Raw genomic sequence first — 12,060 nt, 5'->3', positions numbered from 1 at the left:
GTTTTGGAAGCGTTTTCCGGGACGAGCCCACAGTCCGTCCTTTTGGACGGAGAGGGCCGGCCTCCTCCGCTTCGATGTTTCAATTCAGCAGTCCGGCATGCACCATCGCGTGCCGGATCTGGGCACGCGCCGCGTCCGTCACCGGCACCAGCGGCAGGCGCACCTCTTCCTTCAGGCGCCCGAGCATGGCCAGGCCGCATTTGGCCCCGGCGAGTCCCGGCTCCAGGAAGGTCGCACCATGAAGTGGGATCAGGCGGTCCTGAATTTCAAGGGCCGAGGCATAATCTCCGCGCAGCGTCGCCTCCTGCAAATCCGCACACAGCCGCGGCGCGATATTGGAGACCACCGAGATGCAGCCCTGGCCACCGGCTGCATTGAAGGCGAGAGCCGTCATGTCCTCGCCTGAGAGCTGAATGAAATCCGGCCCGAGTTGCTGGCGCTGCTGGGATACGCGGGCGAGATTGCCGGTGGCATCCTTCACCCCGACGATGTTCTTGAGCTCATAGAGGCGCTTCATCGTCTCTACCGACATGTCGACCACCGAACGCGGCGGGATGTTGTAGATGAAGATCGGAATGCCGATTGCGTCGTTGACAGCCTTGAAGTGCTGGTAGAGCCCTTCCTGCGTCGGCTTGTTGTAATAGGGCGTCACCACCAGCACGGCATCCGCCCCGGCCTTTTCGGCATGGCGCGCCAGATCGATGGCCTCGACGGTATTGTTGGAACCGGCACCGGCAATCACGGGAACGCGGCCATTGGCCTGGGAAATGCAGATCTCCACTGCCCTGTGATGCTCGGCGTGGCTGAGCGTCGGGCTCTCGCCGGTGGTGCCTACCGGCACCAGGCCGCTGGTGCCTTCGGCGATCTGCCAGTCGATCAGGTCACGAAAACCTTTCTCATCGATGGCGCCGTCGCGGAACGGCGTCACCAAGGCGGTGAGCGACCCTCTGAACTTTGCCTTCGACATCATTTCAACTCCACGATCCCTGGGGCAAAGCGCGTTTCGGCGAAAACGCACTCTGCTCTAACTTCTGGTTCGACGCATTTTTGCAATTCGGGGTGATTCCACCAGATCGCAAAACGCTTTGCCGGACGGCTGCCTCGGTGATCTCAGCCGGGCGCCAGACATATACGAGCCACCCGGTCACGAAAAGAGCATGGACAGCGATTTGCGGCCGAAAGCCCCCCATTTCAACGGGATGATCTTCGCATCGCTCTGGTTAATGGAATGAGTCAGACTCGGATTGCCGCTTTTTAAGGCAGTAGCCGCGAATCCGCCGCCTTCGGGCCTTGAAAATCACCTTTTCCTCGTGCCTCACTGATGGCGAGAATGCGGCATTCCAACGTCGTCATTCACGCTTCGTCAATCAGAGGACGCGACAATCGCCGAACTGGGTCACCTGGATTGGCGTGGCGGCAATGCTCTTGCGGTTCATGACGGGTACATCCCTCTTCGTTGCGGTGCTGACCGGCGCACTCGCCGCCCCGGTCACGCGGCCTGGCGATGCCACCCTCAAGCATCCGGCACGCACCGTCGCCCTGCGCACCGATGCCGTCGCCCCGGCCGATTCAGCTCGCTCCGATACCGAAATCACCGGTTCGATCCTCGTTCCGCCGCCGCTGGTGAATCAGCTCGACATCCTGCGCCAGGCGATCGCCGCCTATGAGAGCAGCGACCGTTCAGGCGGCGACAGCCTCGCCCGCTCTCTCACCGATCCGGCCAGCCAGGCCGCGGCAGAGTGGATCGCCATCCGCAGCGCCGCGCGCCATATCGGGCTCGCCCGAATCAAAGCCTTCCTCGCTGCCTATCCGAGCTGGCCCGGCAACGGCTTGATCCGGCGGCGTGGGGAAGAGGCACTCTACAATGAGGGAGCGGATGCCGACACCGTGCGCGCCTTCTTCGCCTCGTCCCAGCCGGAGACCGATGAGGGCAAGGTCGCCCTCGCCGCCGTACTGCAGCGCGACGGCAACCCGGACCGAGCTGCCGCCCTCATTCGCGATGCCTATCGCAATGACAGCCTGTCCGGTCAGCTCGAGGGCGATATCCTGCGGGACTACGGGGCTTTGCTCTCGCCGGCCGATCACAAATATCGCGCCGATCGCCTGATCTATGATGGCAATTATGATGATGGCTTGCGTGTCGCCGCCCGGGCCGGCCCGGAGGTGGTGACGCTTGCCAAGCAGCGCATTGCCGTGGCCCGACAAGCCAGGAACGCCGGCGCCCTGCTGGCCGCCAATGTTTCGAACGATCCGGCCTATGTCTTCGCCCGTGTCGTCTATCTCCGGCGCCAGAAAAAGCCGCGGGATGCCGCCGCCCTGTTGCTGAAGGCCCCGCGCGACGCCGTCGCACTCGTGCGCCCCGACCAATGGTGGACGGAACGGCGCCTGGTGGCGCGGGCCCTGCTCGACCAGGGTGATGCGCGCACCGCTTATGCCGTGGCTGCCGGCTTTACGGCCGAGAGCGACACCACCCGCATGGAAGCCGAGTTCCATTGCGGCTGGATCGCCCTGCGCTTTCTGAACGATCCCCGGGCCGCCGCCCGGCATTTCGCCAATCTAAGCGCCGATTCCCAGCGGCCGATTTCGGTCGCGCGCGGCGCCTATTGGCAGGGCCGCGCTGCCGAAGCGGCCGGGGACAAGGCCGGGGCGACCGGGTTCTACCAGGCGGCCGCGCGCTATCCCATCACCTATTACGGCCAGATCGCCCGGGCTCGCCTTGGGCTGCGGACGCTCGACCTCAATGCCCTGCCCGAGGCCACGCCCGCCAGCCGTGCGGCCTTCGACGAGCTTCCGGCGGTGCGGGCCATCAACCAACTCTACACACTCGGCAAGCGCGACTATGCCCGCATTCTCGTCACCGACATGGGACGGCAACTCCAGGACAGCCAGCAGCTGGCCCTGCTCGGCCAGATTGCTCTCGACAATCAGGACACCAAGACGGCACTCACCGTGGGCAAATCGGCCACGCAGCGCGGCCTGCCGCTCGATGCGATCGCCTTTCCGATCGGCGCCATTCCCGGCTTCGAGAGCTCGGGCAATGTCGAACGCGCCGTCGTCTACGGCATCGCCCGGCAAGAAAGCGAATTCGGCCATGAAGTCATCAGCACCGCCGGTGCCCGCGGCCTGATGCAGGTGATGCCCTCGACCGCCAAGGCGACCGCACGCCTGGCCGGTATCGCCTTCGATGCCAGGAAGCTGACCAGCGATCCCGTCTACAATGCCCGCCTGGGCGAGGCGCATCTGGGCGATCTGATCGGCCGCTTCCGCGGCTCCTATGTCATGACCTTCGCCGCCTACAATGCCGGCCCCGGCAAGGTTGCCGAATGGGTCAAGGCCTATGGCGACCCGCGCGATCCGAAGGTCGATCCGATCGACTGGGTGGAGCGCATTCCCTATACGGAGACGCGCAACTATGTGCAGCGCGTGCTGGAAAACGTGCAGGTCTACCGCTCACGCCTCGATACTAAGAGCTCCTTGCTGATCGAGGCCGATCTCCGCGGCAAAAGCCGGTGATACCCAGAGGCGCCTTTCGCCAAACTCTTGACTTTAGATCGAAAATTGCGAAGCGGCCAAGTCTCGGGCGCGTCGGCATCTTCGGGACTTGGAGCAGGCTCCCGGCTCAGAATGTCCGGCGAACGCGTAGCACGCCGGTCCAGCCTCGAATGTCCTCTTCATAGGGAAAGAAGTCTTGTCCGCCCTTGGCCCGATAGGATGAATAAAACCCCTCGATGCCGAAGGAGAGACCGCGCGTAACCGTGTAGACGGCGTTGCCGCCTGCGACCCATCCCCTTACATCCGGGGCCGCCGGATTGACATAGTCCCGCGTGGTCGCTGCGCTGTAATCGAGATAGGAACCGAGCAGGTTCACGGTGAGCGCCGGCGTGACGTTGACACCCATTTCGCCGGTAACAGTCCAGCCACGGCCGAGATCCTTGCGCCGGCTGAAATTCTCATAGGCCGCATCGACCTGCTGCCAGCCAAGGTAAGAGGAAGCACCATCGGCGTAGGTTCCCTCCACCGCGATGTGGGCCCCGGAGCGGATCGGCAGGTTGAGAGCGAATGCCCCACCGACGGCATAACCATAGTCGGAACCACCGATCTGCGGTGGACCGGGATAGCGGATCTGGTGGGCGGCGCCGAAAACGGCCAGGGTGCCCCAATCGCGGTCCAGACGGAGATTGCCGACGATGTCGGGCATTGCGGTTCCACCCGCCGGGCGTCGCGGCTCGGGAAAACCGAAGAAGTTCAGCACATCGCTGCGCGTGCCGCGGGCATCCTCGAGCGATAATGTCGCCGAAAAACCGCCGCCGAATTCCTGAGTATAGGCGATCAGATTGGTGGTGGCGGCATAGCCGAAATAGGGCTGCAGGAGATCATTGCCGTAGTCGAGGTCGTAGATGCCGAAGAAACTATGGGCATAGCCTGCCGTCAGGCCGCCAAACTGCAGAAAGGCCTTGTCGACCACGAATTCCGTCCTCGCTGCCGGACCGACATAGGCATCGATCAGGAAGAAGGAGCGCAGCAGGCCATAATCGGTGTTGGTACGGGCATCAAAACCGATCTGGCCGCGCGTGACGAAGCCGGTGAAGTCATCCTCACGGGTTCTCTGGCGAGTGACGACATAGTCGGCCCGCACTTCACCGCTGATCTTCACGCAGGTATCGCTGCCTGGCAGCTGCCAGAAACCCACACCCATCTCGACGCAGGCCTGAAGGTAGCTCTCCGGAGCTTCTTTGCTGACCGGCAAATCCTGCGCATGGGCCACACCAGCCCCCAAGATTGCGCCGGCAATGCCGACCACCGCTGCCTTCATCGTTCTTCCCCAAGGTGACGGCCCGTCCCCAGCCGCACAACCTCCAGCTGCAGAGTGCGGCAAAAGCCGGGGCAACTCAATGAAATGCCGCAGGTCGTGCCGCCATGGGCCGACTTTCAAGCAACGCGTTGCCAAAAGAGCACGCCTCTTCTGTCAGTGTCCGCGTTGCGAAGCCAGAATCGAGTTGACGATTATTCTGCAATAGCGCCGTTAGCGGCCCGCGACATCGTTGTCGAGACACATTCAGGTCGGTCGCCACAGCCCCTGCATCGAGCGCAGGATCCCATCATAGCCAATCATATAACCTTCGACCCTGGAGAGGACCTGGGCGTCCTTCAGGCAAGCCTCCACATGGTTGAGATATTTGTCGTGGCGGTCCGTGCCCAGCATCGCGATCTTGCGGGGACGATCCTGGCCAGACAGCCAATCGATGACACCAGCAAGAACCCCGCAACTCGAGAGGCCCAACGACAACCCATCCGCCTCTCTCAGCAGGCGATAACAGGCAAACGCCTGATGGTCCCAAACGCGCAGAAGAGAATAGCTACCGGGGACGGGCAGGAACCTCGTCCGCCTTTTCGAACCCATACCCGGCACCAGCAGGCTGGCTTCGGGACGCTCGGCGCTGGAGAGGATATCGGAGGCCGGGGAATCAACGATGAACAACTGGCAAGCAATCGCCTTACCGATAAGATATTGGGAAACACCAGCGGCCGTACCTCCAGAGGATCCCGATAAAAACAGAGCATCCAGCCGCTCTTGAGTAAAGATCTCCGGTGCCGTCCAATCGCGATGGCTGGCTGGATTGCCGGGATTGTTGTACTGGTCGAGAAACACGGCGCCCGTGCGTTTCGCGAGCTCGCCGGCCAGGGAGATACGTGCTGCATGCAGGGTTTCATCTCCCTGTCGCCGGGCAATGTGCAACGAAGCCCCGGCTTCCCGAATCCTTGCCGCCGTCGTCTCCGGAATGCCTTCGGAGACGACGATCTCGACATCGACCCCGTAGAGCGTGCCCAGGGCCGCAAGAGCAATGCCATAGTTGCCGGACGATGCGTCGACCACCCTCCCCGCAGGGCGCAAGGTACCCGTCACCATGGCATCGGCGAGAAGCTTCCAGGCCACCCGATCCTTTATCGAACCGAAGGCGTTCCGATACTCCTCCTTCAGCCGTATTTCATGCTCGATACCATTCAACGTTACGCTGAGATGAAGCCAGGGCGTATTGCCGATGGCAACGGGAGGATCGAGCATTTCAGGAGCATCGGGCCATGGCAGCTTCACGGGCGTCCTCTTTCCCGAATATCGTATAGCGTGCACTCTTGCTTTATACACAACCCGCTTAGAAACCCCTCGCACCGCCGGAGGTGCGTCCACCAAATTCTATAAGAGTCAGAGGAATTTTCATGCCGACCTCGCTATCGCCCGGTCGTGATTGGGCAGTCGAACTGCACCGCAGCGGACAAATCACCGAGGCCATGGCAGCCTATAGGGCGCTGCTTACGCAGGATCCCGACAATTCCGATCTTCTCGGCCTCCTCGGCGTGGCTACCGAACAGTCGGGCGATCTTGACGAGGCCGAACGATTGCTCCGGCTCAGTCTCCGGGACCGAACTTCCGTTCCCCTCACCTTTCGGAACCTCAACAATTTGCTCGGTATGATGATCGAATCCGGGCGACTGGAAGATGCCAAAACCTTAGCTCAGGAGCATTTACCCGGCGCCTGGCCGCTCAATCGCCAACCTGATGATATCGAACAGGAAACGATCATCAGCCTAATCAGTGCGTTCAAGGATGTCGGCCTTGCGGGCGAGGCTCTCGCCATCGGCACCCCGCTCCTGGGCTTGATTCGGACAGATGTCGATTTCATCTTGCTGATGGCCGAACTGCTTCACGAGGCCGGCCAAAAGGACGAGGCAGCCAAGCTGCTCGATCGAGATTTCGACGTAGGCGAGGACCTGCCTAATCTGCACGCCGCCCGTGCGGCGCTCGCTCATGAACGTGGGGATTTCGCAGCCTGCGAGCAACATAGTCGGCGTTTTGCTGCAGCAATGCCAAGCTTGCTCGCCGAGGCGAACTCATCGCAGCAATTCGTGCTGGCCGTTCTCAACAAGTCGCCCGAATTAATTCGCGATTTCAGGCATCCCCAGCAACTTCATTACAGCGGGAACTTCCCTACGCAATTGGCGCAGAGTTTCTCCGATCGCTTTCGCTTCCTCTCGATCCTAGCGGACGCGCCGACGGCCGTCGACGCGTTACGCGGCTTGCCACGCCCGGCGCTTGCTCTGAACAATTTCGCTAACGCCGAACAGTTGATGGTCGAGGATAGATTGCAGCTCGTGAGTTCTTTGGCGGATAGTCTCGGCGTCAAGGTGATCAATCACCCCCGCCTCGCGGTGCAGGCGACACGGCAAAAGAACGCGGCACGCTTTGCCAGCCAACCGGGCATCATCTTTCCTGATACACAGCGCTATCGAAGCGACAAGGCCCGGCAAAGCGAATTGATCGCGGATATCGAAGATCGATATGGCTATCCCGTGATTATTCGCACGGTGTTCCAGCAAATGGGCATCGGAACCTGGCTTGTCGAGAAGCGACAGGAACTCACAGAAGCTCTCAATCGACTTGACGGTACGCAATTCTATGCCATTGCCTATGTCCTGAACCGCCACCGCGACGGTCTCTTTCGCTCCCTGCGCGCAGCCTTCGTGGAAGGACGCTCCCTCATCATCCGCGCTGACTATAGTGAGACATGGAATGTCCGCGCTCGTCGCCAGCTTCATCAGCAGGGCTTCTATCGTAAATGCCCCGATCTGCTGCAGCATGCCAACAATATCGTGCGACATCCTGAGGCGGAGCTTGGCCGGGGCGTGCTTGAAAGACTGGATCGGATCGCCCAATTGATGCCCCTCGAAATTTTCGGCATGGATTTCGACGTGACCGACGACGGCGATGTGCTGATTTTTGAGACCAATGCGACGATGAATCTGCTGTCGACCTCGCCCAAGGAGCTTGACTATCCGGCAGAGGCCGAGGGGCGTTTACGCACTGCCCTTGAGCAATACTTCACGAGGCTCGCGACGCAATAGAGAGGCTCCATACGCAAAACGTCGTCCTCTTATGCAAAAGGCCCGACCGTGAGGTCGGGCCTTCCGAGTTTGCAATGCGATCCGATCGCCAGGATCAGAACTTGCGCTTCAGGCGGACACCAGCCTGCCAGACATTGCGCTTCACGTCATCGAACACGGGTCCCGTCTCACCGTCGCCAGCGCTGATCAGGTCGTTATCGCGCTGCTCGCGGGTATACGCCACTTCGAGGCCGACGGTCAGGCCCTTGACGATCGTGTAGGTCAGGTTACCGGCGATCGTGTATTCCTTGATACCGAAGTCCGGGTTACCAGGGCCCCAGGAGTTGTCATACTTGGTGTCGATATAGCTGCCGACCAAGTTGGCATTCAGGACGGGCGTGATGTTGCCGCCGATTTCGGCGACGATCGACCAGCCTTTGCCAGCCTTGCCCTGGCCGAGCAGGCCAACGGGCGCCAGATAGTAGTCGGCACCGCTGCTGATGGTGTTGCCGGTACCGAGATAGTGCAGGGCACCGTTGGCATACTGACCTTCAACGATGAAGTGACCTTCTTCGATCGCCGGGATCTTGATCAGCGCCGTGGCACCGACAGCCCAACCCACCTTGCTCTTGTGCGGGTTGACAACAGGATCGAGGTCACCATCACCATCGACATCGAACAGGAAGTTCTCACCCGAACGGTTCTGATGGAGAGCGGCCTGCACGGCCACTCCGCCCCACGACTGATCCAAGCGCAACTGGCCGACAACGTCCGGGAACTGCTGGCCGCCCTGGTTATAGCCAACCCAAACAGCATTGGCGTTCTGGAAGGGAGCGAACCCGCCGGTGGAGCGATGATCGCGGCCGTCTTCGATCGACAGCGTGGCCTGGAAGCCGCCGCCGAACTGAGCGGTGTAGGCGAGCAGGTTCACCGTGCTGGACTGAGCGTAGTAGGGAGCCCAGATGGTGTTGCCGTAGTCGTTGTCGTAGAAGCCGAAGAACGAATGGGCATAACCGGCGGTCAGACCACCGAACTGGATGAAGGCCTTATCGACTTCAAACTTGTTCGTATCGCCGAGCCCGGAGCGGCTGGCGGTGCGGCCGCTGGCATTGATCTGGAAGTAGGAACGCAGCAGGCCCCAGTCGGTCTGGGTGCGGGCATCGAACCAGATGCGGCCCTGGGTCCCGAAAGCCGAGCGGTTGTCGTCGCGGCTGAAACCCGTGCCGCCGAAGACGCGGTAGTCGGCGCGAATTTCACCGCCGATCTTGAGGCAGGTGTCGCTGCCGGGAATATAGAAGAAGCCAGCGCCGAATTCGGAGCAAACCTTCACATATTCAACAGCTTCGCCCTTGGTCATGGGCAGATCGGCAGCCTGGGCAGTGCCGATGGCGGCAATACCAGCAGCGGCGCCGAGGAGAAGGGACTTCATCGTCATTAGATGACCTCCAAGACAGTTATTATTTGATCGAAAGCGCCGCTTGGTGCTCCGACCGACTCGCGAGACCCCGATCACACGTTTAACTTGCAATCTGGACACGACCCATCGAGTGAATCGTTGTCATGACATTGCTTCACTGCCTCTGGTTGTACAATAGCGATTGCACCCAACAACCTGGGGTCGTGATATTTTGGCAAAGCTGTGTAGCAAAAAGGACACACGCAGCATTTTCGCCACAATTGGGTCGAGTTTGGGCGAAAATCCTGGTTTTCCGAGCCATCTTCCGTTCGAATGACATAATTTCGCAGGATGGAGTCAGGGCTCTGGGTGAGGCAATCGGCCATGACGCCTCCCAACGCTCGAGGGAAGCGAAACCGCTTTGCGCCTCTTTGAAGCGGCCATTTCAGATCGATTTATCGCTATCCCGACATTGATCTGGACTCATAACCGTCGAATGACCTGCCTCGGCACGATCGATCGAAGCAGGATTTCAGGCAAAGCCTGCTCGGAAGAATCAGGTCAGAACGAGCCACTCGTTGAGCAAGCTGGCACGCCATCGGAGATTGGAGCTTGCCCCGGAATGAGCATGCATGCCGGGCGTGATCGCGTGGAAGCGATGTTGCCCTCGCCTCATTCCCCCAACGACTACCCATTGAAACGAGCTCACGCCTATGACAGGGCAGCCAGTGTTAATGTCAGCTATTGAAAGAAGGGCTGAATCGACGACTTTCACTCACGAGGCGATCAAAGTGTGCCCGTCATAAAAAAGGCCCGGCTTTCGCCGGGCCTTTCCTTGGATATTCGATCCGGATGATCAGAACTGGCGCGTGATGCGCATGCCAGCCAGCCAGTTGTCGTAGTCGTTATGACCAGGCACCGGATCAACTACCCGATGATCGACCTTGCCATGGGTATAGCCAACCTCGCCGGCCACCTTCAGACCCTTGACGATCGTATAGGTCAGGTTGCCGCTGATGGTGAACTCCTTGATTCCCAAATCGCCAAGGTCAGAATACCTGTCATAGGTGGTATCGATATAGCTGCCGACCAGGACGGCCTGCAACTGCGGCGTGATGCGCCCGCCCAATTCACCGGTGATCGACCAGCCCTTGCCGGCATCGACGCGCCCCGCAGCGTTCACGAAACGGTCGGATTGAGAAACGAAGGTGTTGCCCGCGCCCAGATAATCCAAGGCACCGTCCGCATACTGGCCTTCCACGACGAACCAGCCATCGATCGCGGGGATCTTGATCAAGCCGGTAGCGCCGACAGCATAGCCATACTTGTTGCTGCGCCGAACGACGACGTCCGTATCGGCAATACCGTCATCGTTCGTGTCAACGCTATAGCCTGTCCCCGAACGGGACTGATGACCGGCCGCCTGCACGGCGAGCGAACCCCACGACTGATCCCAGCGGAGCTGAGCGACGACATCGGGAACCTGCTGACCGCCGTCACGATAGCCATAAAGGGTGCCATTGATGTCGACCGGCGTGGATGGTCCGCTGCCGACACGATGGTCGCGACCATCTTCGAGCGCCAGTGTAGCGCTGAAGCCGCCACCGAACTGGGCGGTGTAGGCGAGCAGGTTAACGGTCTTGGTCTGGGCGTAGTAATTGCCCTCAAGGGTATCGCCATATTCGTTATCGTAGAAGCCGAAGAACGAATGGGCGTAACCAGCGGTCAGGCCACCGAACTGGATGAAGGCCTTGTCGATGGTGAAGTCGTTCCGCGCGCCGTCACCGCCGCCGCGACCGACCAAGCGATTGGAGTCAGCGTTGATCTGGAAGTAGGAGCGCAGCAGACCCCAATCGGTCTCGGTGCGGGCATCGAACCAGACGCGGGCCTGGGTGTCGAAAGCCGAACGATTGTCGTTGCGGTTATAACCGGTGCCGCCGAAGGCATAGTACTTGGCGCGGATTTCGCCGCCGATCTTCAGGCAGGTGTCGGTGCCGGGGATATAGAAGAAGCCTTCGCCGAAGGCCGAGCAGACCTTCACATATTCAACGGCTTCGCCCTTGGTCATGGGCAGATCGGCGGCCTGGGCAGCGCCGATGGCGGCGATACCGGCGGCTGCGCCGAGAAGAACTGATTTCATCGTCATGAGATGACCTCCAAGACATTTTTACTCGGCCGGAAACTTGACCTCTCCGACCGGCTCGCGAGACCCCGGCCCCAACCTCTGGCGGCGGCCCGGAGACGACCCATTGCGTGAATCGTTGAAAGTGACAGTGCGGCAGTCGCCGTCATTCCACAACGTGAAAACGACCAAATCCAAGGCACTCACACCGTTTTGCCTAATACATGTCACCCAAAAGACACAACTTTCACCGCACAGCGGGGTCGCAGTATGGATAAATCAATCAAAAGTTGTGCTTTTCTTATTCAATCAACCTAAGGAAGCGACTGCACATCTCATAAATTTGCCAAATTTAGGACAAATTCGTTGCACGTATAAGTTTGGTTGCTATAATTGAAGGATCCTATACTTAAAGTTACAAGAAATTCCATTCGCACGTTTAGCGAGCATCGAACAGGGAAAGGCCGAAATGGCGGGATTGCGTCGCGGTCCCGCCGATGTCGCGCCCGATCCACCACATGACATTCATCGGGGTGAATTTTCGCGGGAGCACAGGCCTTGCCTCGGCGTGAATTCCGGCGAACAGGCCCAAGCGCCGCTGTTCACCCACCTGTGGGTGAACAAGGCGAATGCCCCAGGCTCCGCTCGAGCTTGGAGATTGAAC

General features: G+C 60.2%; 7 protein-coding genes. 2 read left to right on the top strand and 5 right to left on the bottom strand.

What is annotated here, in order from left to right:
- Positions 1–79 precede the first annotated feature (79 nt).
- Entirely contained in the window at positions 80–970 is an 891-nt protein-coding gene (gene dapA, locus J8I29_RS04770; RefSeq protein WP_209430817.1) for a 4-hydroxy-tetrahydrodipicolinate synthase, read from the bottom strand.
- Positions 971–1,434: 464 nt separating this feature from the next.
- Here dapA and J8I29_RS04765 point away from each other — a divergent pair, with 464 nt between their 5' ends.
- Positions 1,435–3,513, top strand: a complete 2,079-nt coding sequence (locus J8I29_RS04765) for a lytic transglycosylase domain-containing protein (protein ID WP_209430816.1) — start codon at positions 1,435–1,437, stop codon at positions 3,511–3,513.
- Positions 3,514–3,619: 106 nt separating this feature from the next.
- Here J8I29_RS04765 and J8I29_RS04760 read toward each other — a convergent pair whose 3' ends face one another.
- Complete coding sequence (locus J8I29_RS04760) at positions 3,620–4,813, bottom strand: porin (protein WP_209430815.1); 1,194 nt, start codon at positions 4,811–4,813, stop codon at positions 3,620–3,622.
- Between the two features lie 243 nt (positions 4,814–5,056).
- Positions 5,057–6,094, bottom strand: a complete 1,038-nt coding sequence (locus J8I29_RS04755) for a pyridoxal-phosphate dependent enzyme (protein WP_209430814.1) — start codon at positions 6,092–6,094, stop codon at positions 5,057–5,059.
- A 122-nt stretch (positions 6,095–6,216) separates the two neighbouring features.
- Between J8I29_RS04755 and J8I29_RS04750 the strand changes: the two genes are divergently transcribed.
- Positions 6,217–7,899: a tetratricopeptide repeat protein gene (locus J8I29_RS04750; RefSeq protein ID WP_209430813.1), complete on the top strand. Its 1,683-nt coding sequence runs from the start codon at positions 6,217–6,219 to the stop codon at positions 7,897–7,899.
- 94 nt (positions 7,900–7,993) lie between these two features.
- Here the strand turns inward: J8I29_RS04750 and J8I29_RS04745 are convergent, their stop codons facing one another.
- Positions 7,994–9,313, bottom strand: coding sequence for a porin (locus J8I29_RS04745; protein WP_209430812.1), 1,320 nt, complete (start codon positions 9,311–9,313; stop codon positions 7,994–7,996).
- 817 nt (positions 9,314–10,130) lie between these two features.
- On the bottom strand, positions 10,131–11,420 hold the full coding sequence (locus J8I29_RS04740) for a porin (RefSeq protein ID WP_209430811.1): 1,290 nt from the start codon (positions 11,418–11,420) through the stop codon (positions 10,131–10,133).
- Positions 11,421–12,060: the final 640 nt, after the last annotated feature.

Source organism: Labrys sp. LIt4 (genome assembly GCF_017813775.1).
GTDB lineage: Bacteria > Pseudomonadota > Alphaproteobacteria > Rhizobiales > Labraceae > Labrys > Labrys okinawensis_A.
Note: the sequence above shows the minus strand (reverse complement) of the source record. Positions and strands in the feature narration are given on the sequence as shown.